This window comes from Salinarimonas sp. NSM (genome assembly GCF_052380005.1).
Classification (GTDB): domain Bacteria; phylum Pseudomonadota; class Alphaproteobacteria; order Rhizobiales; family Beijerinckiaceae; genus Salinarimonas.
Map to the genome: position 1 here is coordinate 1 of NZ_JBQTCJ010000019.1, position 22600 is coordinate 22600.

Consider the following 22600-nt stretch of genomic DNA (forward strand, 5'->3'; position numbering starts at 1 on the left):
GGGCCGGAGAGCCGCTCGGCGAGGAGCCGCCCGCCGCCGGGCGTCAGCGTGCGGTCGATCGCGGCGAGAAGCGAGCCGGCGCGCTCGCCCGAGAGCGTGCGCACGAGCTCGAGGTTCGCCCGCGTCGCCGGGTCGATGGCGAGCACGCCGCCGCCGTCCTCGCGCGCCGGCGGGCGCAGCGCCGGCCGCGCGCCGATCTGCGTGCGCGCCACGTAGTGCAGCACGGTCCCCGCCGCCGCGATCTCGGCGCGGCCGAAGGCGCCGAAGGCGTCGAGGGTGGCGACGCCGAACGCCTCCTCCAGGCGGGCCTGCGCGGAGGCGGCGTCGAGCCCGTCGCGTGCGAGCGGGTAGAGCGGCGCGCCGATCTCGCGCCAGACGCCGGCGAGGTCCGGGTCGTCGTGGAGCGAGTCGGGCAGCACGATCTCGCGCGGGTCGAGCCGTGCCAGGGTGGGGCCGAGGCCGCCGCGGGTCGTCTCCGTGACGGTGAAGGCGCCCGTCGAGATGTCCACCGCGGCGACGCCGTAGGCGTAGGCGTCCTCGCTCGTCTTGCGCCGGGAGACCGCGACGAGGAGCGAGGCGCGGGCGGGCTCGAGCAGGCGCTCCTCGGTGATGGTGCCGGGCGTCACGAGCCGCACCACGTCGCGGCGCACCACGGCCTTGGCGCCGCGCTTCCTCGCCTCGGCGGGGTCCTCCATCTGCTCGCAGACGGCGACGCGGTGGCCGAGCGCGATCAGGCGCTGGAGGTAGTCGTCCGCGCGCTCGATCGGCACGCCGCACATCGGGATGTCCTGGCCCAGGTGCTTGCCGCGCTTGGTGAGCACGATGCCGAGCGCCCGCGAGGCGATCTCCGCGTCCTCGAAGAACAGCTCGTAGAAGTCCCCCATCCGGTAGAACAGCAGGCTGTCGGGGTTGGCGCCCTTGATCTCGACGTACTGCGCCATCATCGGCGTGACGCGATCCTCCCCCGCCTTCGGCGCGGCGGCGGCCCCGCGGGGAGCGGGCGGGCGCGCGGCGGAGGAGGGCGCAGGGGCCTCGAGCACGGGGTCTGTGGTCATGCCCTCCGGTTTACCAGCGCGCGACGGGGGAGGGGAGTGGCGCCCGCCCGGCGTCCACAGGCGGGACCCCGCGCCTCAGCGCCGGCCACGATAGCGGTAGAGCCGGAAGCCTTCGGCATCGAGGCCGCGCTCATCGAGCCGCAGGTCCGCCGGCTCGCGGCCCCGCGCGCCGGGGCCGGTGGCGTAGAGCGCCTCGACGCCCTCGGGGAGATCGGCGAGCCGCCAGGAGAGCCTGTCGTCCAGCGTGAGGGGGCCGTTCTCGACGGCGCGGGCGCGCACGTGCTCCCGGAGCGCCTCGCGCACCAGCGTCGTCGAGGTGAAGACGCTCTCGAGCCGCCCGCCGCAGAAGCGCCCGCCGCCGCCCGCGCGGTAGGTGTTCGTGGCGAGCAGGAAGACGTCGTCGTCGTGCACCGGGCGGCCCGCGAAGGCGAGATCGCGGATGCGCGTCGCGCCCGAATCGACGAGGTCGCCCTCCCGGTCGAAGCGCGCGGGCACCGTCGGGTCGATCGTGTAGGCGAGGCCCTGGATCATGTCGAAGTGGTAGGAGGGGAAGCGTGGGTCGACGAGGAGCTGCGGCCCGCGCGCCCGCGGGTCGATCGTGGCGAACAGGCCGGCTGCCCGCTCCAGCCACAGCACGATCTCGGCGCCGGTCACGCGCACGGCGCAGACGGCGTTCGGGTAGGGATAGAGCGCCGCGAGGTCGCGCATGGCGAGCGGGCCGCGCGCGATGTCCGTGTAGCCGCGCGGCCCGTTGCGCCCGCCCGCGAGGAAGGGCGCGGCGGCGGCGAGCAGCGGCAGCTCGGCGAGCGCCGTCCCGGCGACGGCGCGGCGCACGAAGGCGGCCTGCGCGGCGCAGAGCAGGGCGAGGTCGCCGTCGTCGCCGAGCATGGTGAAGTAGGTGTCGATCGGCTGCTTCGTCTCCCCGACCGGCCGGCGCGCGTGGGCGAGCGTGCGGTCATGGACGTCCGCCGTCAGCCGCAGAATCGTCGCGGCCGCAGGCGGCGGCGGATCGGGGAGCGGCGGGACCGGGCGGGCCTCGCACACCGCTTCGACCACCCGCATGCCGCCGCCCGCCTCGTCTTCGGCGACGAGATCGAGGTCGACGATGCCGAGATGCGAGCCGTAGAAGCCCGGCATCACCGCCGGCACGCCGGCGAGCCGGCCGCGCGTCGCGTCCACCTCCGGGATGTGGGCGAAGTCGCGCCCGCCGGGAAAGACCCGGTGCAGGTGGCCGCAGACGATCGCGTCGATCCCCGGTACGTCCTGCGCGACGAACAGCGCCGCGTTCTCCTCGCCGCCCTCGCGCGGGCCCTCGGCGATGCCGGAATGGCAGAGCACGACGACGAGGTCCGCGCCCGCCGCGCGCATCGCGGGCACCGCGCGGGCGAGGGCGTCGACCATGTCCTCGACCGCGAGAGCGTCGCCGAGGAGCGCCTTGTCCCACATCAGGATCTGCGGCGGCAGCACGCCGGTGACGCCGATCCGCAGCGCCCGCGGGAGGCCGGGCACGGTGCGCTCGAGGAGGACGAAGGGCGGGAAGAGGGGCGAGCCGTCCCGGCGGGCGACGTTGGCGCACACGGTCGGGAAGGGGGCGCCGCCATAGGCCGCCTCCATGAAGGGCAGGCCGTAGTTGAACTCGTGATTGCCCGGCGTCGCCGCGTCGCAGCCGAGCGCCGCCAGGCCCGCGATCATTGGATGCGTCTCGCCGGGCGCGAGCCCGGACGCCCCGACGAGGTCGCCCAGCGCCGCCCCTTGCAGCAGGTCGCCGTTGTCCACGAGGAGCACCGCCGCGCCCGCCGCCTCGGCCTCCGCCCGGGCCGCGGCGATGGCCGCGCCGGCGGCCACGAGGCCGTGGCGCGGATCGGGGCGGTCGGCGAGATAGTCCCAGGGCCGGGCGTGGGCGTGCAGGTCCGAGGTGGCGATCAGCCGGAGGCGGGGCATCGGCCGCGCTCACCCGAGCTTCAGGTCGGGCGTGCCGCCGCACAGCGTGCGGTGGACACCGAGCGCGTAGCCGTCGGTCATGCCGGCGATGTAGTCGGCGACCCGCCTCGCGATACGCCCGGCGTCGGCGCCGGCGAGGCCGGCGCGCCATTCCTCGGGCATGGCGTCCGGCTCGGCGGTGAAGCGGGCGAAGAGGTCGCGCACGATCCGGTCGGCGTCGGTGCGCACCGCCTTCACCTTCGGATGGCGGTACATGTTGGGGTAGAGGTAGCCCTTGATCGCCCGGTCCGCCTCCGCCATCGCCGGCGAGAAGCCGACCAGCGTGCGCCCGGCGCGGCGCACGTCGTCCGCGCAGGCCGGCGCGGCCGCGGCGAGGCGGGCCTCGCTCTCGCGGATGACGTCCTCGACGAGGCGGGTGATCACCCGGCGCACGAGCTCGTGGATGCGCCGGGGCGTCTCCAGGCCCGGGTAGCGGGCGTCGACCTCGGCGAGGAGGTCGGCGAGGAGCGGCACGGCGCGCAGATCCTCCAGGCGAAACAGCCCGGCGCGCAGGCCGTCGTCGATGTCGTGGGCGTCGTAGGCGATGTCGTCGGCGATCGCCGCCGCCTGCGCCTCGCCCGAGGCGTGGGTCGCGAGGTCGAGGCCGAACTCGGCGTCGAACTCGAGGATCGCGCCGGGCACGCCGTGGGCGGCGTAGCGCTCCCGCGGCCGGCCGTCCGCGTCGACGAGGGGGCCGTTGTGCTTGACGAGCCCCTCCAGCGTCTCCCAGGTGAGGTCGAGCCCGTCGTGCTCGGCGTAGCGCCGCTCGAGCCGCGTGACGATGCGCAGCGCCTGGGCGTTGTGGTCGAAGCCGCCGTGCGCCGCCATCAATGCGTCGAGCGCGTCCTCGCCGGTATGGCCGAAGGGCGTGTGGCCGAGGTCGTGGGAGAGCGCCAGCGCCTCGGCGAGATCCTCGTCGAGCCCCAGCGAGCGGGCGATGGCGCGGGCGATCTGCGAGACCTCGATCGTGTGGGTCAGGCGCGTGCGGAAGTGGTCGCCCTCGTGGAAGACGAAGACCTGCGTCTTGTGCTTGAGGCGCCGGAAGGCGGAGGAATGGATGATCCGGTCGCGGTCGCGCTGGAACTCCGAGCGCGTCGGCGACGCGCTCGCGCCGTGCTGCCGGCCGCGGCTCGCGCCCGGATCGCAGGCATAGGGAGCGCGCCATCTCTCGCCGCCCGAGCGCATGACCTCTCCCCGTTGCGGACCGACCGTGCGAGGCTTACATTCCGGGGAACCGATTTGGCAAGGTCGAGGACGAGGAACCCATGCCCGGTATCGAGCTGACGCAGCGTGCGGCCGAGCGCATCGCCGAGATCATGAAGGGCGAGCCGGAAGGCTCGATGCTGCGGATCTCCGTCCAGGGCGGCGGCTGCTCCGGCTTCCAGTATGCCTTCGACGTCGATGCGGCGCGCCAGGAGGACGACATCCTCGTCGAGCGGGACGGGGCGGGCGTGCTGATCGACGAGATGTCGCTCCAGTACATGGATGGCGCGGTCATCGACTTCGTCGACGACCTGATCGGCCAATCCTTCAAGATCGAGAACCCCCAGGCCCAGGCGAGCTGCGGCTGCGGCGTGAGCTTCACGATATGAGGAAGCGCGCGACGAGCCGGCAGAGCGACGCCAAGCGGATCGAAGAGCGCGCCGGGCACTCGGCGGTCCGCGAGAGGTCGCCGGAGCACGAGACGGGGTCCGAGTACGACGAATTGATCCGACGGGCAATGGAGCGGTTCCCGAAGATCCGGGCGCGCCTTGCCGAATGACCGCGAGCCGGTCTGGCTTCCGGCCGAGGTGGTGGTCGCCATAGCTCGGGCGGAAGTCGTCGCGACGGGAGAAAGCTTCGCGCTGCTTCGTCCGGCTCTGCTGGAAAGTGCTCTGGCGCGGCCGCGAAATCTCTTCCATTTGGGCGGCGTTCGCGACCTCGTGCATCTCGGGGTGGCTCTTCTTCTTGCGATCGCACGCAATCATCTCTTCGAGCAGGGAAACAAGCGTGCGGCCTTCGTCGCGAGCATCGTCTTCCTGGAGAGGAACCTCTGCCGGGTCGACCTGCCGGACGACGAGCGGATCGCGGACGACATCGTGGCCGTCCTCGTCGTCCGCGCCGAGGAGGCGGATCTCGTGCCCAGGCTGCGGCCCTTCGTGACGACGTGGCCCCCGAACGCGTGACGCGGCACGGCAACCCCGCCCCTGATCCGTTACGCGGATCGCCCCCGCCCCGACGGGGCGGGGGGGCTCAGTCCGCGCCGCGCACGGGGATCGTCGCCGGGCCGTCGGCGCGGGGGCGCAGAACCTTCTGAATTGCGAAGATCGCGGCCGCGAGGCCCACCCCGATGGCGTCCGTGAGGAGCCCGCCCTCGATCATGAACAAGGCGGCGACCGCGAGCAGCACCCGCATGTACCAGGGCGCCCGGCCGCCGAGGAACCAGCCCTGGACGGCCGCCGAGAGCAGGAACACGCCGACCACCGCCGTCGCCAGCGCGCGCACGATCTCGATCGTGCCGCCGTCCATCAGGAGCGCGCTGTTGTAGAAGAACATGAACGGCACGATGAAGGCGGCGATGCCGATCTTGAAGGAGGCGACGGACGTCTCCATCGCGTTGGCGCCCGAGATGCCGGCCGCGGCGTAGGAGGCGAGCGCCACCGGCGGCGTGATCGCGGACACGACGGCGAAGTAGAACACGAAGAAGTGCGCCGTGAGGAGCGGGACGCCGAGCTGGACGAGGCCCGGCGCGACCACCGAGGCCGCGACCGCGTAGGCCGCCGTGGTCGGCATGCCCATGCCGAGCAGGATCGCGATGAGCATCGCGAAGACCATGGCGAGCAGCTGCGAGGCCTCCGCCAGCCCGAGCAGCAGGGAGGAGAAGCGCGCGCCGACGCCCGTGAGCGAGATCACGCCGACGATGATGCCGGCGCAGGCGCACACGACGATGATCTGGATCGACATGATGCCGGCGAGCTCGAGCGCCTTGACGATCGAGCGCAGGCCCATCCGGTAGGGCGTGAGCCAGCTCACCATCGCCGCCGCGGCGGTCGCGAGCGTGCCGGCGCGGATGACCGAGTAGCCCATGAACAGCGCCGCGATCAGGATGACGATCGGGATGAACAGGAACACCCGCTTGAGCATGGCGGGCAGCTTGGGCAGCTCGTCGTCGCGCATGCCGCGCATGCCGAGCTTCGCCGCCTCGAAGTCCACCATGAAGTAGATCGAGGCGAAGTAGAGGATCGCCGGGATGATCGCCGCGAACGCGATCTCGGTGTAGGGGATGCCCGTCACCTCGGCCATGATGAAGGCGCCCGCACCCATGATGGGGGGCATGATCTGTCCGCCGGTGGAGGCCGCGGCCTCGATCGCGCCGGCGGTCTTCTTGTGGTACCCGACCTTCTTCATCAGGGGGATCGTCAGCGAGCCCGTGGCGACGACGTTGCCGGCCGACGTGCCGTTGATCATGCCCATGAGCCCGGAGGCGAAGACCGCGACCTTCGCCGGCCCGCCGCGGGAGCGTCCCGCCAGCGCGAAGGCGAAGTTGACGAAGTAGTCGCCCACCTTCGAGGCCTGCAGGAAGGCCGCGAAGATGATGAACAGGATGATGTAGGTCGAGGACACCGCGGTGGTCGGCCCGAGGATGCCGACGTCGGTGTAGATCTGGCTGAAGAAGCGCTGCCAGGTCACCCGAGGCGCCTCGAGGAAGCCCGGCAGCCAGGGCGCGACGAAGACGTAGGCCAGGAAGACGAAGGCGATCACGACGAGCGCCATGCCGGCGACACGGCGCGTCAGCTCGAGGATGAGGAGCGTTCCGGCCACCGCTGCGAGCGACATCCCGATCGGCGCGAAGGGCGTGCCGGTCGAGTTGCGCATCAGCGTGCCGAAGATCGTGATCAGGTAGGCCGCGACCGCGAAGCCGCATACGGCGAGAACGAGGTCGGGGGCGGCCGTCTGCGACCTGTCGCGCCGGTGGATCCAGGAGAGCACGATCGCGCCGACGGTGGCGAACAGGAGCGGCGCGCCGTACAGCCATGTCTCGCGGAACCGGATCACAGGATCGATCCCATTCCACATCACGCCGCCGGAGATCAGGGTGGCGAACCAGAACGCGACGGCGAGCGCGAACACCGCCGGGAGCATGAGCGCCCAGCCGACCATCTCCAGCGCGCGCGTCTCCCGCCGGTCTGCACCGGCGAAGGCGGCGCCGGCGAACATGACGAAGCCGAGGGCGAGCGCGCCCGCAACGTGGACGATGCGGAAGTTCCAGGTCTCCATCGGCAGCCGGGGCAGGAACGGGATGGAGATCCCTGTCCAGCGCATGATCGACAGGCCGTTGAGCGCCGCGATGTGGAAGCCCGCGTAGATCGCCGCGAGCGCGGCGACGACCAGATAGAGCCGCGGCCCGAACAGGCGGCGGTTGCTCTCGACCGGTTCCTCGTCGACGCCCTCCGCCAGGATGAGGGTGTCGTCCGCCTTCGTCTCGTCCACCATGGCGCGTCCCCGATGCGGCGCCGGGCCCGAGGCCGCGCGCGCACGTCAACCTTGCTCGTCGTGGTCCACCCGGGTGCCGCCCGCGACGCGGCGCGGGCGGCGGTCTTCGGCCCTCGGCGGGCCTCCGGCGAGGATCAGCCGCCGTGGATCATGTCGTCCGGGATCGAGGCGCCGTTCTCGTTGAACCAGCGCGCAGCGCCCGGATGCCAGGGCAGGACGTTGTTCTTGTCCCAGTTCTCGACCGTCGTCGTCTCGGCGGAGCGATGGATGTTCACCATGCGCGCGTTGTCCGACATGACGACCTCGGTCGCGGCGTAGACGAAGTCCTCCGGCAGGTCGCAGTTGGCGACCGCGAAGTTCCACATCGAGACCGCGCGGGCGGGGGCGTCGAGCGTCGTGTAGGTGTCGGCCGGGATGTCGAAGCCCGCCACCGGGAACGCGTCGACGATCTGCTGCTGCTCCTCCTCGGTGAACTCGATGATGTTCACGTCGGTCTGGACCTCGAGCTGGCTCACCGCGGGCACCGGCACGCCGGCGGCGAAGGCGATCACGTCGAGGAGCCCGTCCTGGAGCTGGCCGCCGAGATCGTCCCAGCCGCCGTTGCGGCGCTCGAAGTTCACGCCGAGCGCCTCGAGCATCGCCGGGAAGTAGGTGTCCGAGGTCGAGCCGGCCGGGCCGAAGCCGATGCGCGCACCGTCCGGGATGTCCGAGATCGACCCGATGCCCGAGGACGAGAGCGTCGTGATCGAGAACGGGGTCTCGTACATCGGGAACATGGCGCAGACGTTGTCCATCGCGAGGCCCGGGGCGATCGGGTTCGTGCCCTCGAGCGACTCGCGCGCCGGGCCGAGCGTGGTGAGCCCGAACGCGGCCTCGCCGGTGTGGACGAGCGCCATGTTCTGCATCGGTCCGCCGGTGACCTCGGCCGCGCCGGACACGCCGAGCTCCTCGGAGATCAGGTTGGCGACGCCCGAGCCGTAGACGAAGAAGGTGCCGCCCTGGGAGGCGGTGCCCATCGTGAAGCTGGACGGCCAGTTCGAGCGGTCCTGTGCCGAGGCGGCGCCGGCGGTCAGCGCGAGCGCGGCCACGGTGCAGACGAGATGAGACGGCTTCATTGCGTTCCTCTCCTTGTTTCTGAGCTCTTGCTCATGTGCGTCCTTGTCGCGGACGCCTTGGTACCGGAAATCCCGGGTCGAGGCTCGGCCCTGCGCGGGGAGCCGGCCACGCGCGCACGATCCGCGGGGCGAATGACCTCGCGGGCGTGACGGCGGACCGGACATGGGCACCTCGTCAAGCGCGGCGTCCCCCCTCGCCGGGTGTTTCCTCGCGTCCGACGGACACGCGGTTCACCCGGTCGCATGAGCGCAGGCCGCAGCGGCGGGCGCCGCCGTCGGCCAAGCTACCGGCACGATAGGAGGGAATACGAGGTGGCGGCAAGCCTCATCCGCGCAATTGCGCGTGATCGGGCCGGCTACCCGCCGCGTCGTCTCGCCGCTCTCAGGCTGCCCGCTCGCGCTGGAGGCGGCGGCGGCCCTTCTCCCGGTTGCCGCACACGTCCATGCGGCACCAGCGGCGTGAGCCGTTCTTCGACGTGTCCAGGAACAGCCACTCGCAGGTCGAGGAGCCGCAGGTCTTCACGCGCACGAGCCGCTCCGCGGTGAGGAGCGCCTCCGCCGAGGCGACGATGGGCGCGAGCGCATCCGCGAGCACGAGCTCCGACCGTTCCGGCTCGGCGCGTACGAGGCCCTGCGGCCCCCAGGCGAGCCGTGCGGGTGCCGGCGCAGCGGGCCGGGCGTGCGCCGCCAGCTGCGCGAGATCCGTGTCGCGCGGCGCCTCCTCGGAGATCGCCGCGTGGAAGATCCGCTCCAGCGCCGCGCGCAGCCGGCGCACGTCCGCCATGAACCCCTCCGACGCGTCCTGATCCGAGGCGGCGATGCGCATCAGCGCTCGGAAGCGCGCCTCGTCGACGGCGCCCCGCTGCCGGAGCCAGCCGAGGGTCGCGAACGCGTCGGTCAGCGAATCCTCCCAGCGGCTGCGGCCGCGGCTGCGCCCGGTCGTGCTGTTCACGAAGTCCAGGACGAGGGCGCCGGACTCGAACCGCGGATCAACCTCTGGTCTTTCAGTCATGCAATGACGCCTCGTTAGGTCGATGATTTCACAGGCATTTTGGCATCTTAACCTGCTAAATGCAACACCTCGGGTAATTAACCCCCAAAATCTGGTTGACAGGTTAAATCGGGTCGATAAAAGTACGTACACAACCAGCCCATGTGGTGCCCGACGACTGGGGCCTGTGCCCTTTCCCGCACCCATCGGCGAGGCCTCGGCACATCGCGGTCACCACCGCCTGCGCCGACGCCCGCGTGCATCGAATCGCCGTCCGACGAGGGCGCGGCCGAGAGGTCGTCGGCCCACAGGGAGATCGTGTGCCATGGCGGATGGATTGGTCATCTTCGATTGCGACGGCGTGCTCGTGGACAGCGAGATCGTCAGCGCCCGCGTCCTCGCCGCGATGGCCCCGGATCTCGGCCTCGCCTTCAAGGAGGCGGAGGCGCTCGCCTTCCTGCGCGGCCGCAAGGTCGCCTCGTGGGTCGCCGAGCTCGAGGCGCGTGCCGGGCGCAGCTTCGCCGAAACCTTCATCCCCGCCTTCCGGCGCCGCGCCGCGGAGGCCTTCGAGCGCGAGCTCCGGGCCGTGCCCCGGGTGGAGGACGCGCTCGACCGGCTCGCCGGCCCCTTCTGCACCGCGTCCAGCGCGCCGCTCGAGAAGATCCGCCAGACGCTCGGCCTCACCGGGCTCCTGCCGCGCTTCGAGGGCCGCATCTACAGCGCCTACGAGGTGGGGCACTGGAAGCCCGATCCGGGCCTGTTCCTGCACGCGGCGGACGACATGGACTTCTCGCCGCGCGATTGCATCGTGATCGAGGACAGCCTCGTCGGCGTCCAGGCCGGCGTCGCCGCCGGCATGACCGTGCTCGCCTTCGCCCCGGGCGACACGGCGCCCCTGCTCGCCGACGCGGGCGCCTCGCCCTTCTCCTGCATGACGCAGCTGCCGGATCTCCTCGCCCGCTGGCGATCCGGCACCGTCCTGCCGGTCCCGCAAGCCGCACATCCCCTCGCGGTCGCCGTCTGACAACGCCCGAAACCGGAGTGCTCCCAATGTCCGCGCCGTCCGTCCTCGAGAAGATGCAAGCCGCCGCCCCGGATGCCGAGATCTGGTGGGATTCCTCGCCGCTCGTCTTCCCCGCCTTCAAGGAGCGGGTCCTCGCCGAGGCGCCCGACGCGGCGACCCGTGCGCGCTGGGGCGCGCAGCTCCGACGCTTTCTCGACACGGCCCAGCCGGCGGGCTCGCTCGTGCGCGGCGTGACGACGAACCCCTCCCTCGTCGCCAAGAGCATCATCGAGGCGCCGCAGACATGGGCGCCTGAGGTGCGCGAGGCGCACCTGCGCCAGGCGCGCCCCGACATCCACGAGACCTACTGGATCATCTACCAGGAGGCGCTGCGCCGCGCCGCGCAGACCATGCTGCCGCTCTGGCGCGCCTCCGAGGGGCGCTACGGCTGGGTCTCCGGCCAGCTCGACCCGCGCTGCATCTTCGACGCCGACGCCATGCTCGAGCAGGGCCTCCAGCTCGCACGCATCGCACCCAACCTGATGGTCAAGGTGCCCGGCACGCGCCAGGGCTACGAGACCATCCGGCGGCTCGTCGCCCGCGGCATCTCGGTCAACAACACGCTCTCCTACTGCGTGCCGCAGTTCTCCGCCTGCATCCGCGCCGTCGAGGCGGGGCTCGCGGAGGCGCGCCGGCAGGGCGTCGACCTCGCGCGCTGGCGCACGGTGATCACCCACATGATCGGCCGCTTCGGCTCGCAGGGCGACCTGCTCGACGAGGCGGCGGCGCGCGGCGTCTCGCTCGACGCTCGCGAGGTCCGCTTCGCCGAGATCGCGATCCTCAAGCGCATCCAGCGCACCATCGTCGAGAAGGGGCATCCCGTGATGATGCTGCTCTCCTCGCTCGAGACCGACGCGCCCGAGACCGGCGCTCTCTCGATGCATCTCGAGGAGACCGCGGGCGCGGACATCGCCTACACCTGCAAGCCGAGCTTCATCGCCGACCTGATGCGCCGCGAGGGCGAGCTCGGCGATCTCGATCCGCGCGCCATCGACCGCGAGATCCCGGCCGAGATCCTGCGCAAGCTCGAGCGCCTGCCCTCCTTCGCCAAGGCCTACGACCCCGACGGCATGCCGCCGGAGGACTTCGCCAACTACGGCGCCTTCATCACGACCTACGCCGAGGTGGCGCGCAACGCCCGCCGGCTCGTCGACTTCGTCGCGCGGCACGCGGCCGCCGAGGAGGCCGCCGAGGAGGTCGCCTCCGGCCGGGAGCCCGCCTTCGCCACCGCCGCCGAGTGAGCCGCGCCCGCCAGGCTGAGACACCCTCGTCCCGCGCTCGACGGAGCCGTCCCATGCATCTCTCGATCGCCCTCTGGGGCCACCCTCGCTCGATGTCCACTGCGCTGGAGCGCTCCTTCATGGAGCGCGGCGACTTCAAGGTCTTCCACGAGGCCTTCAGCTACGTCTACTTCGTTCACGAGGGGCGTACCACGCTGCCCCACCAGAACCCGGACCCGGACCATCCGCGCACCTACGCCGCCGTGCGCGACATGATGGAGCGCGCGCGCCTGGAGACGCCGGTCTTCCACAAGGACTTCCCCTACCACGCGCTCGATCATCTGCTCGCCGACCCGGACTATCTGCTCGGCCAGATCAACACCTTCCTCATCCGCGATCCCGAGGAGGCCGTGCTCTCGCACGCCAACGTCCATCCGGACGTGACGCGCGAGACGCTGGGCTACGAGCAGCTCGCGCGGCTGTTCGACGTCGTGCGCGATCTCACCGGCGAGACGCCGCTCGTGATCAACGCCGCCGACCTCGCCGAGGACCCCGAGGGCACGATCGGCCTGTTCTGCGCCCGCACCGGCATCGATCTCGTGCCGGAGGCGCTGCGCTGGGACGCGGGCTCGCGGCCGGAATGGTCGACATGGGAGGGCTGGCACACGGACGTGATCGGCTCGAGCGGCATCGGCAAGCCGACGCGCAAGTATCGCCACACGTACGAGGACCTGCCGCATCTACGCGACTACGTCGCCTATTGCCGGCCCTTCTACGAGCATCTCGACCAATACCGTGTCAGCCCGATCAAGGAGGCCGCAGAATGAGCGTCTCGACCGTCATCGTCACCGGGGCCGCCGCCGGCGTCGGCCGCGCCCTCGTGGGCCTCCTGCTCGATCGCGGCATGACGGTGATCGCGAGCGACATCGACGAGCCCGGGCTGGCCAGCCTCCGCGAGGCCCATGCCGGGCGCCCGCTCGCGGTCTCGACCTGCGACGTCGGCCTGCGCGCGGACTGCGACGCCTTCATGGAGCGCACGCTCGCCGCGTTCCCGGACGTCGACGGCCTCGTCAACAACGCGGGCCTCTACCTCGGGCGCCCGGTGTGGGAGTACGACGACGAGACCATCGAGCGCGTCATCGCCGTCAACGTGAAGGGCCCGGTGTGGCTCTCGCGCGCCTTCGCCGGGCATCTCCTTCCGCAGAAGCGCCGCGGCGCGATCGTCAACCTCGCCTCGGTGGCCGGCGAGGTCGGCTCCTCGGATGCGCTCTACGGGACCGTGAAGGCCGGCGTCATCGGCCTCACCAAGTCGAACGCGATGAACTTCGCACCGTACATCCGCGTGAACGTCGTCTCGCCGGGGCTGATCGTCAATACGGCGATCGCGGACCGAATCCCGAAGTATCGCTACGAGGAATACAAGCGTCAGGAGATGCTCGACTACGACATCCTCCCCGAGGACGTCGCGCGCATCTGCGCTTACGCGCTCTCCGACGACGCGAAGTCGATGACCGGCGCGGTCCTGCGCGCCGACAACGGCTGCTACCCGCGCTGACGACGATCCGCCCGCACCCGCCCGCATCACCCGAGGAGGCGAACCATGCGCCGCATCCGCACCGAGGACGACAAGCCCACCATCATGATCGTGGGCATGGGGGATCTGTCCTGCAACGTCCTCTCCCTGCTCGCCCGCGACCCGGACACGAACCGCCTCGTCGTCGCCGCCCGTGACGTCGAGACCGCGCGCCGACGCGCCAACCTCGTGCGCTTCACGATGCACAATCTCGGCCACGTGCCGGAGATCGAGGCGGTGCGCGTGGACCTCGACGACATCGACGCCACGGCGGAGACGCTCGCCGAGGTGCGCCCCGACATCGTCTTCATGGGCGCCTCGCTGCAGTCCTGGCGCGTCATCACGGCGCTGCCGAAGGCGGTGTTCGAGGCGCTCGACGAGGCGCAGTTCGGGCCCTGGCTGCCGATGCACCTCGTCCTGAACCACGAGCTGATGCGGGCCGTCCGCCGCTCCGGTGTCGAGACGCGCGTCGTCAACGCGGCCTTCCCGGACGCCGTCGGCCCCGTTCTCGCCAAGGTGGGGCTCGCGCCGACGATCGGCATCGGCAACGTCGCCAACATCGTGCCGGCGCTGACCTACGGCGTCGCGCACCTGACGGGCAAGGACGTCGCGGACGTCGAGCTGCGCCTCGTCGCGCAGCACTACTTCAGCCACTACGTCCCGCGCTTCGGCGAGGCGGGGCGCGGCGCCTACCACCTCACCGCGCGCGTGGGCGGCCAGAAGCTGAACGGCGCGCTCGACCACGCCGCCCTCTTCGCCCAGCTCGACGGGCGCCTGAAGCGGATCGGCGGCGTCGCCGGGCAGCTGCTCACGGCCTCCTCGGCGGTGCGCGTCATCGAGGCGATGGCGACCGACAGCGGCATCCTCGCCCACGCCCCGGCCCCCGCGGGCCTGCCCGGCGGCTATCCGGTGCGGGTCTACCGCGACGGCGCGATGCTCGATCTCGACGAGAGCCTCACCCGCGAGGACGCGATCCGCATCAACGAGGATTGCCAGCGCGCGGACGGCATCGAGGCGATCGAGGACGACGGCACGGTCGTGTTCACCGAGCCGCAGATGGCGATCATGAAGTCGATGCTCGGCTACGAGTGCCGCCGCATGACGCTCGCCGACGCGCCCGGCTGGGCCGAGGAGCTCGGCGCGAAGTACCGCGCCTTCGCCGCGCAATACGCCTGAGCGCGTCCAGCCAGCCCGCCCCGCATCGCCCAGCCGACAGGAGAGCCGTCATGGCCGACACCTCTTTGGCCGACACCTCTTTGGCCGACACCTCGATCCTCGCGTCGCCGGAGGCGCCCGCGCGTCCCGCGCCGGAGAACTTCGCCGAGCAGTACGTCCCGCGCTTCGTCGACAGGTGGGACGCCCTCATCGACTGGGATCGGCGCAAGGCGGCGGAGGCGGGCTTCTTCGTCGAGCGGCTGCGCGCCGCCGGGGCCCGTCGCGTCCTCGACGTCGCCGCCGGCACGGGCTTTCACTCGATCGCGCTGATCGAGGCGGGCTTCGAGGTCGTCGCCGTCGACGGCAGCGCGGCGATGCTGGAGCAGGCGCGCGCCAACGCCGCGCGGCGCGGCCACGCGCTCGAGGCGGTCCACGCCGACTGGCGCAGCCTCGGCGAGACGCTCGACGGCACGTTCGACGCCGTCGTGTGCCTGGGCAGCTCCTTCCCGCACCTGTTCGCGGGGGCCGACCGCCGGCACGTGCTCGGCGAGTTCTCGCGGCGGATCGTGCCGGGCGGGCTCCTGATGCTCGACCATCGCAACTTCGACGCCATCCGCGCGCACCGCTACAAGTCCAGCGGCAACTACTATTATTGCGGCACCGGCGCCAAGGTGAGCGTCGACCACATCGATGAAGTTCTCTGCCGCTTCCGCTACGACTTCTCGGATCGCGAGACCTACACGCTCGAGGTCTATCCCGTCCTGAAGGACGAGATGCGCGGTCTCCTCGAGGAGGCTGGCTTCGCCGACATCGAGACCTTCGGCGACTTCAAGCCCGTCTTCGACGTCTTCTCCACCGACTTCGTGATCCACGTCGCCCGCCGTCCCTGACGGCGCGCGGGCCTTTCCCGCGCACCCCTCTTCACACTGGACACGCGAAAGGCATTCGCCATGACCAGTCATGCATCCGACACCGGCGGCGGGGCGAACGCGCTCGCCGGCGTGCTCATCACCGTGCTGCTGACGAGCTTCGTCGCCGCGACCTACGGCTTCGGCTTCTACCTCTTCTCGCAGCTCGTGCCCGACATGCGCGCCGACCTGGGCTTCGACATGACGGTGGTCGGCATGATCACGGCGGCGGGGCAGCTCGGCTTCCTCGCCTTCGCGATCCTCGGCGCCTGGCTGGCGCCACGCATCGGCGGCGGGCAGGTCGTGATCGGCTCGGTCGCGCTGTGCGCGGCCTGCCTGATGCTCCTTCCGATGACAGACTCGATCCTCGTCGTCGCCGCCCTGCTGACGATCCTCGGCGGCACGGCGGCCTCGGTCTACGTGCCGATGGTCGAGATCGTCTCGCGCGCCATCGGCTACCGCCACCGCGGCAAGGTGCTCGGCCTCGTCTCGAGCGGCACGAGCTACGGCGTCTTCGTCAACAGCCTGCTCGTACCCCTCTTCGTCGTGAGCGGGGACTGGCGCGGGGTGTGGCTGACGGTCGGCGCCGGCACCTTCGCCGTCACCGCGATCGCCATCGTGACGTTCTGGAAGCTCGGCCTCTTCCGCCACACGCCCGAGCCGGCGCCGGTCGCGGGCGAGGGCGAGCGCGGCTTCTTCGCGGGCATGGGCGCGGTGATGGTGCCCTGGGTGCTGATCATCTGGGCCATCACCTTCCTCAACGGCTTCTCGACGCTCCCCTTCCAGAACTATCTCTCGCCCTACCTGCGCGAGGAGCTCGGCTTCTCGGTGGCGTTCGCCGCCTGGGTCTGGGGCGTGATCGGCTTCATCGGCATGTTCGCCGGGTTCGTCGTCGGCTGGATGTCGGACAAGACGGGCGTGCGCCTCGCCCTGCTGTTCACCTACGTCTGCGTCTTCGCCGCCTCGGCCATCCTGGTCGTGGCGCCCACCGAGACGCTGGCGATCGGCGCGGGCGTGCTCTTCGCGGTCGCCTTCTACCCGATCTTCGGCCTCGTCCCCGCCTACGTCGCCAAGACGGCGAAGGGCGCGCAGGCGACCGTGATCTTCGGAGTCGCCAACGTGACGCTCGGCGTCGGTGGAATGGTGGGCAACTACCTTTTCGGGGTTGTGGCGAATGTAACCGGGACTTTCGTCTGGATCTACGTTACAATCGCAGCCGTTGCGGTCGTCCTCGCCATCCTCTCGGTCGTGCTTCCGACCGAGGGGGCCGCCGAGGAGACGCCCGCCGCGGGGGGAGCGACGGCCGAGGGCTGCAAGCTCGACGCCGCCGAGTGAACGCGTCACCCGCGTCGACGGGCGGTGTTCCGCCGGCGCGCCACCGTCAGCAGCGACAGGAGACGAGGACATGGCCGCGACCCTCGCGCCGGAACGCACCAACTTCGCCGACGCCTTCGACGACGACACCGCCGCCCATCTCGCCGATCTCGAGGCGCGCACGATCTACATCCTGCGCGAGGCCTACGCCCAGGTCTCCCCGCTCGGCATGCTCTGGTCGATCGGCAAGGACTCGAACGCCCTCCTGTGGATGGCTCGCAAGGCCTTCTTCGGGCGCGTGCCCTTCCCGCTGATCCAGCTCGATACGGGCATGGAGCTGCCGGAGGTCTACGCCTTCCGCGACGAGATCGTCCCGGCCTGGGGCCTCGACCTGCGCGTCGAGCACTGCCCGCCGGAGGAGGACATGGACCAGACGCTGCCGCCGGCGACCCGCGCCGCGGCCCGCAAGACCGTCGGGCTGCGCAACGCGCTCGCCCGCGACAAGTATCGCGGCGTCATGGTCGGCATCCGCCGCGACGAGCAGGCGACCCGCGCCAAGGAGCGGGTCTTCTCGCCGCGCGCGCTGGACGGCGCCTGGGACTTCCGCAACCAGCCGCCGGAGTTCTGGGACCAGTACAAGACCGACTTCCCCGACGGCGTCCACGTGCGCATCCATCCGCTCCTGCACTGGAGCGAGATCGACATCTGGCGCTACACGAAGGCGGAGGGCATCCCGGTCGTGCCGCTCTACTTCGCCCGCGACGGCAAGCGCTATCGCTCGCTCGGCGAGAAGAACATCACCTTCCCCGTCGCCTCCGACGCCGCGACGATCGACGAGATCATCGCGGAGCTCATGGTCACCAAGGTCTCCGAGCGCGCCGGGCGCACGATGGACAAGGAGACCGAGGACAGCTTCGAACGCCTGCGCTCCAGCGGCTACATGTGAGGGCGAACGTCATGAAGATACGTCTCAACCCCATGAAGATCGTGGTCGTCGGCCACGTCGATCACGGCAAGTCCACGCTGATCGGGCGTCTCCTGCACGACACCGGCAGCCTGCCGGACGGCAAGCTCGAGGAGCTGACCGCCATGGCGGAGCGCCGCGGCATGCCGCTCGAGTGGTCCTTCGTGCTCGACGCCTTCCAGGCCGAGCGCGACCAGGCGATCACCATCGACACGACGCAGATCAATTTCGAGTCGGACGCGCGGCCCTACGTCATCATCGATGCGCCGGGGCACCGTGAGTTCCTCAAGAACATGGTCTCTGGCGCGGCCTCCGCGGACGCCGCCGTGCTCGTCGTCGACGTGGCCGAGGGCGTGCGCGAGCAGTCGCGGCGCCACGCCTTCCTGCTGCACCTGCTCGGCCTGACCCAGGTGGTCGTCGCCGTGAACAAGATGGACCTCGTCGGCCACGACGAGGCGCGCTTCCGCGCGGTGGAGGCGGAGGTGCGGGCCTACCTCGCCGAGATCGGGCTGACGCCCGACGCCGTCGTGCCGGTCGCCGCGCGCGCCGGCGAGAACCTCGCGAGCCGCGCCGAGACGATGCCCTGGTACGAGGGCCCGACCCTCGTCGCCGCCCTCGACGCGCTCGCGCCGCTGGCGCCGCCGCTCGAGCGGCCGCTGCGGCTGCCGATCCAGGACGTCTACAAGTTCGACGAGCGCCGCATCCTCGTCGGGCGCGTCGAGGCGGGGCGCTTCAGGGTCGGCGACGAGCTCGTCTTCTCGCCCTCGAACCGGCGCGCGCGGGTGCGCACGATCGAGAGCTGGAACGCGCCGGTGGCCAAGCTCGAGGCCCGCGCCGGGGAGGTCGTCGGCTTCACCCTCGACGAGCAGATCTTCGCCGAGCGCGGCGACGTCGCGAGCCACGAGGCGTCCGCGCCGAAACTCACCAACGTCTTCCGGGCGACGCTGTTCTGGCTCGCAGAGCGACCGCTCGTCGTCGGCGACGCGCTCAAGCTGAAGGTCGGCCCGGACGAGGCCAACGTCACCGTCGAGGCGATCGAGAACGCCATCGACACCCAGACGCTCGGCCGCGCGCCGACGGACGCGGTGGGCCACAACGAGGTCGCCGAGGTGGTGCTGCGCACCCGCGAGATGCTCTCCCTCGACGATCATCGCGCCAACCCCGCCGGCGGGCGCTTCGTCCTCGTCGACGGCTTCGACACGGTGGCCGGCGGCGTCGTCTCGACGGAGGGCTATCCCGACCAGCGCGAGGCGATGCGCGTCAAGGGCACGAACCTCTACGAGGTCGATCACCTGCTCACGGCGCAGGGCCGGGCCTTCCGGAACGGCCACCGCGGCGGCGTGATCTGGATGACCGGGCTCTCGGGCGCCGGCAAGTCGACGCTCGCCATGCGCGTCGAGCAGCGGCTCTTCGCCAAGGGCTACCAGGCCTTCGTGCTCGACGGCGACAACGTGCGCCGGGGGCTCAACGCCGATCTCGGCTTCTCGCCGGACGACAGGGCCGAGAACATCCGGCGCGTCGGCGAGGTGGCCGCGCTGTTCGCGGAGGCGGGCGTGATCGTGATCACCGCCTTCATCTCGCCCTACCGGTCGGACCGCGACCGGGCGCGCAGCGCCGCCGGCGATGCCTTCCACGAGGTCCACGTGGCGGCCGACCTCGCCACCTGCGAGGGCCGCGACCCGAAGGGCCTCTACAAGCGGGCCCGGGCCGGCGAGATCGGCGAGTTCACCGGAATCTCGGCGCCCTACGAGCCGCCGCACGCCCCCGACCTCGTGGTCGACACCTCGAAGCAATCGATCGAGGCCTGCGTCGACGCCATCGTGGCCTATGTCGACGCGCGCCTCGGCGTGCGCACGCGCGCGGTGGGCGCCTGAATCCGCGGCGGATCCCGCGTCGCGGAACGGCGTCGGACGCACCCGCATTGGACGGCGGGTGCGTCCGTGTCCTATCACTCCCCGCGGGCGCGGCGCCTGAAGGGGGAGCGGATGAGACGAAGCACGATCGGGAGCCTCGCCGTCGCCGGCATCGCCGCGACGGCCGTCGCCATCGGGACGGCGCGGGCGCAGCTGGGCGGGGAGGAGACGCGCACGGCCGAGCCGATCGCCGCGCTGACCGACACGATCCTGCACTGGATCACTCGCGCCATTGAGTACGGCGGGATCGCCGTGATCGTGCTCGGCATCGTCATCGCGACCGCCGCCTACCTTCGCAAGAAGCTCTCGGGCGCGCGCGGCGGCGATCCCTACGACGAGTACCGCGCGAGCCTCGGCCGCTCGATCCTGCTCGGGCTCGAGTTCCTCGTCGCCGCGGACATCATCAACACGGTGGCCATCGAGCCGACGATGGACAGCGTCCTCGTGCTCGGCGGCATCGTGCTGATCCGGACGTTCCTCTCCTTCGCGCTCGAGGTCGAGATCGAGGGCCGCTGGCCGTGGCAGAACCACCGCGCGCGCGCCGGGAAGCCCGGAGAGAGCGCGTAGCGCGCAGGACGCGCGGGCCGACCGACGGCGTGCTTCGCCGTCAGTCCACGATCCGAACCTCGCCCGCGGTCGGGCCGATGCCGAACGGCACCGGCACGTTCGTCGCGTCGTAGTCGGCGTTGATGACGAGGCGCGACCGGCCCGTCATGTCCAGGCGCCGCATGACGATCGCGGTAAACTCCGACAGGTCCGCGATGGTGCGGTCGGTGTCGATCTCCAGCACGCCCCGCGAGACGTAGATCGTGCCGACCAGCCGGCGCGCCTCGTTGCTCTCGATCCTGAAGATGCGATCCGTGTCGGCCGCGCGGTCCTCGAAGAGGAGCAGCCCCGCGAGCGGCCCGCCGGTGGGCGCGGTCAGCTCGACGAAGGAGTTCGGCATGATGTGGAGCGCGAAGGTCTCGCCGTCGGCACCTTCCGCGATGTCGCCGGTGAAGTAGAAGCCGACGCCGTTGCCGACGAGCCGCCCCTTCCAGCGCGCCTCGCTCAGGTCGTCATCGTCGTCATCGTCGTCGTCGTCATCGTCGTCATCGTCGTCGTCGTCATCGTCATCGTCGCGGCGGCCGCGGCGGTCGTCCTCGTCGTCGCGACCCGGTGGCCGGCGTGCCTCCTCCCAGCCCGGGCCGATGATCAGCGGACCGTCCTTCATGACGTAGACGCCCGGCGCGAGCGTGACGTCGGCGCCCTTGTCGATGACCAGGCCGCCGCAATACGTGCCCGGCTGCAGCGTGCGCTGGACGTCCACGAGGTGCAGGTTCGTGTGCATGCAGGGGCCGACCGGCGGCGCCACGCGGTTGCGCAGGGGATCCTCGGCGGCCGGGCAGTCGACGTGCGCGCTCGGATCGAAGTTGCGCGATGCCACCTGCGTCACGCCTCCGGCGGAGCAGGTGCGCAGGGCACGCACGAGCGAGGCGTCCTGCGCCCGGATCGCCGACGGCGAGGTCGAGTTCGCGTGTATCGAGCAGTCCCGGGCCACCAGGCTGGCCGCGCCGTCGAGCGCGATCGCCGCGTCGCTCGCGCCGTCGACGCTGAGCACGCACAGCATGAAGGTCCCGCTGCGCATCGCGGTCGCGGAGACTTCCAGGTCACCGCCGGTCGGCAGGACGAGGCCGCTGAGGAAGCTCGGCCGCATGGCCCGGCTGAGCACGACGCGCACCCCCGCGTTCTCGCCGACGACCGTGCTGTCCGTGCCGAGCGTCCCGCCGTCCGCGAGTGGGCTCTCGCCGACGATCGCCGAGACGAGGGCGTCGATCTGGTCCTCGCCGGCGCCGATCTGCAGCTCGATCGCGGCAGTCATGGCCGCGCTGTCGGCGAGCGTCTGCATGCGCGCGCGCTCCAGCGACCACGACGCGTAGTCGACGGCGACGCCCGCCAGGCCGAAGACGACCGGAGCGGCGATGGCGATGGCGACCGCGAGCGCGCCGCGTCGATCCCGGAGGAAGGCTCGTACCGCCATCGAGCGACTATCCTATGTTAAAACCTAAAGTTGAGTTGCGAGGGCATCCTCCCGAGGAGAGTTGAACACACGGTAAAGGAGCTTGAAGCCCCTCGGCCACATCCGGCCGGCCGGCTTCAGGCGATCCGGACCGGTATGATTAAAATCCTAAGTTGTTCTCCTCGAACCGCTCTCTCGCGGCCGCCAGGGAGCCGGGTTCCGGTGTTCCCGAGGGCGTGTGGTCGTCCGGCTCGCCGACGCCGATCCGCAGGGCGATCGGCAGGACGCCACCCCAGCTTCCCCCGGCACGATCCGTCTCCGGATCGTTCGGCGGGCCGGTGCGCACCTTGAAGGTGACGTGCTCGGCGTCGAGCGCGACGACGCCGGTGGCCTTGCGCTCCTGGGCGGTCATCGGGCGTACCTCGCCGGTGCGTCCGGGCAGCAGATGGTCCGTGATCAGGGCGAGCGCCCGGTCGAGCTCCGCGCCGTCAACCGCGCGACCCCGTCCGTGGACGATGCAGGTCGCGTAGTTGACCGAATGGGCGAAGCCGGAGCGCGCGACGACGAGCCCGTCGATCCGCGTCGCCTCGAGGCACAGCGGCGCGCCGGCCGCCAGCGCGACGATCCGCGTCTTCGAGGCGCCGTGCAGGTAGAGGGTGTCGCCGGCGCGCGCGAACGCCATCGGCACGACCATCGGCCGGTTCTCGTGGATGAAGCCGATGTGCGCGAACAGGCTCGCATCGAGCAGCGCGTAGGCCGCGGCGCGGTCGTCGACCGCGCGCTTGGCGACGCGGATACGGGCGTAGGACGGGGGACGGGTGGTCGCTGTCTCGTGCATGCGTCGGGCTCCTGATGACAGGCGCGCATGTTCACGCGA

The 22600-nt window shown here is 71.3% G+C and carries 20 protein-coding genes; 12 read left to right on the plus strand and 8 right to left on the minus strand.

What is annotated here, in order from left to right:
- The 3 genes from ACTZWW_RS09245 to ACTZWW_RS09255 all read right to left on the minus strand — a co-directional run.
- Nucleotides 1-1055: MutS N-terminal domain-containing protein (locus ACTZWW_RS09245; protein ID WP_458575408.1), on the minus strand; the 1055-nt coding region annotated here is incomplete at its 3' end.
- Nucleotides 1056-1130: 75 nt separating this feature from the next.
- Nucleotides 1131-2996 (minus strand): bifunctional 2',3'-cyclic-nucleotide 2'-phosphodiesterase/3'-nucleotidase, encoded by a 1866-nt coding sequence (locus ACTZWW_RS09250; RefSeq protein WP_444780660.1) that lies wholly within the window; start codon nt 2994-2996, stop codon nt 1131-1133.
- 9 nt (nt 2997-3005) lie between these two features.
- Nucleotides 3006-4220: a deoxyguanosinetriphosphate triphosphohydrolase gene (locus tag ACTZWW_RS09255; RefSeq protein ID WP_444780661.1), complete on the minus strand. Its 1215-nt coding sequence runs from the start codon at nt 4218-4220 to the stop codon at nt 3006-3008.
- Between the two features lie 80 nt (nt 4221-4300).
- Here ACTZWW_RS09255 and erpA point away from each other — a divergent pair, with 80 nt between their 5' ends.
- Both erpA and ACTZWW_RS09265 read left to right on the plus strand, forming a co-directional pair.
- Complete coding sequence (gene erpA, locus ACTZWW_RS09260) at nt 4301-4627, plus strand: iron-sulfur cluster insertion protein ErpA (RefSeq protein WP_444780662.1); 327 nt, start codon at nt 4301-4303, stop codon at nt 4625-4627.
- Nucleotides 4628-4786: 159 nt separating this feature from the next.
- Nucleotides 4787-5200, plus strand: a complete 414-nt coding sequence (locus tag ACTZWW_RS09265) for a type II toxin-antitoxin system death-on-curing family toxin (protein WP_444780663.1) — start codon at nt 4787-4789, stop codon at nt 5198-5200.
- 67 nt (nt 5201-5267) lie between these two features.
- Here ACTZWW_RS09265 and ACTZWW_RS09270 read toward each other — a convergent pair whose 3' ends face one another.
- From ACTZWW_RS09270 to ACTZWW_RS09280, 3 genes are all read right to left on the minus strand, one after another.
- Nucleotides 5268-7508, minus strand: a complete 2241-nt coding sequence (locus ACTZWW_RS09270; protein WP_444780664.1) for a TRAP transporter permease — start codon at nt 7506-7508, stop codon at nt 5268-5270.
- Between the two features lie 134 nt (nt 7509-7642).
- Nucleotides 7643-8623, minus strand: coding sequence for a TAXI family TRAP transporter solute-binding subunit (locus ACTZWW_RS09275; protein WP_444780665.1), 981 nt, complete (start codon nt 8621-8623; stop codon nt 7643-7645).
- Nucleotides 8624-9005: 382 nt separating this feature from the next.
- Nucleotides 9006-9635, minus strand: coding sequence for a CGNR zinc finger domain-containing protein (locus ACTZWW_RS09280; protein WP_444780666.1), 630 nt, complete (start codon nt 9633-9635; stop codon nt 9006-9008).
- Nucleotides 9636-9939: 304 nt separating this feature from the next.
- Here ACTZWW_RS09280 and ACTZWW_RS09285 point away from each other — a divergent pair, with 304 nt between their 5' ends.
- From ACTZWW_RS09285 to ACTZWW_RS09330, 10 genes are all read left to right on the plus strand, one after another.
- Nucleotides 9940-10638 (plus strand): HAD family hydrolase, encoded by a 699-nt coding sequence (locus tag ACTZWW_RS09285; protein WP_444780667.1) that lies wholly within the window; start codon nt 9940-9942, stop codon nt 10636-10638.
- 26 nt (nt 10639-10664) lie between these two features.
- The gene (locus ACTZWW_RS09290; RefSeq protein ID WP_444780668.1) at nt 10665-11918 is read left to right on the plus strand and encodes a transaldolase family protein; all 1254 of its coding nucleotides are present in this window, start codon (nt 10665-10667) and stop codon (nt 11916-11918) included.
- Between the two features lie 53 nt (nt 11919-11971).
- Nucleotides 11972-12724: a sulfotransferase-like domain-containing protein gene (locus tag ACTZWW_RS09295; protein ID WP_444780669.1), complete on the plus strand. Its 753-nt coding sequence runs from the start codon at nt 11972-11974 to the stop codon at nt 12722-12724.
- Nucleotides 12721-13452 carry an SDR family NAD(P)-dependent oxidoreductase gene (locus tag ACTZWW_RS09300; RefSeq protein WP_444780670.1) on the plus strand — a complete coding sequence of 244 codons (732 nt, stop codon included), beginning with the start codon at nt 12721-12723 and terminating at the stop codon, nt 13450-13452. Before ACTZWW_RS09295 ends, ACTZWW_RS09300 begins: the two co-directional genes overlap by 4 nt.
- Nucleotides 13453-13497: 45 nt before the next feature.
- Nucleotides 13498-14646, plus strand: coding sequence for a hypothetical protein (locus ACTZWW_RS09305; protein ID WP_444780671.1), 1149 nt, complete (start codon nt 13498-13500; stop codon nt 14644-14646).
- A 50-nt stretch (nt 14647-14696) separates the two neighbouring features.
- Complete coding sequence (locus ACTZWW_RS09310; RefSeq protein ID WP_444780672.1) at nt 14697-15515, plus strand: class I SAM-dependent methyltransferase; 819 nt, start codon at nt 14697-14699, stop codon at nt 15513-15515.
- 60 nt (nt 15516-15575) lie between these two features.
- Complete coding sequence (locus ACTZWW_RS09315; RefSeq protein ID WP_444780673.1) at nt 15576-16868, plus strand: MFS transporter; 1293 nt, start codon at nt 15576-15578, stop codon at nt 16866-16868.
- Nucleotides 16869-16938: 70 nt separating this feature from the next.
- Complete coding sequence (cysD, locus tag ACTZWW_RS09320) at nt 16939-17793, plus strand: sulfate adenylyltransferase subunit CysD (RefSeq protein ID WP_444780674.1); 855 nt, start codon at nt 16939-16941, stop codon at nt 17791-17793.
- An 11-nt stretch (nt 17794-17804) separates the two neighbouring features.
- On the plus strand, nt 17805-19685 hold the full coding sequence (cysC, locus tag ACTZWW_RS09325) for an adenylyl-sulfate kinase (protein WP_444780675.1): 1881 nt from the start codon (nt 17805-17807) through the stop codon (nt 19683-19685).
- 111 nt (nt 19686-19796) lie between these two features.
- Nucleotides 19797-20291, plus strand: a complete 495-nt coding sequence (locus ACTZWW_RS09330; RefSeq protein ID WP_444780676.1) for a DUF1622 domain-containing protein — start codon at nt 19797-19799, stop codon at nt 20289-20291.
- A gap of 40 nt (nt 20292-20331) precedes the next feature.
- Here ACTZWW_RS09330 and ACTZWW_RS09335 read toward each other — a convergent pair whose 3' ends face one another.
- Both ACTZWW_RS09335 and ACTZWW_RS09340 read right to left on the minus strand, forming a co-directional pair.
- Nucleotides 20332-21744: a pilus assembly protein TadG-related protein gene (locus ACTZWW_RS09335; protein WP_444780677.1), complete on the minus strand. Its 1413-nt coding sequence runs from the start codon at nt 21742-21744 to the stop codon at nt 20332-20334.
- 139 nt (nt 21745-21883) lie between these two features.
- A complete protein-coding gene (locus tag ACTZWW_RS09340) occupies nt 21884-22561 on the minus strand; it encodes a pyridoxamine 5'-phosphate oxidase family protein (protein WP_444780678.1) in 678 nt (225 codons plus the stop codon).
- Between the last annotated feature and the right edge of the window lie 39 nt (nt 22562-22600).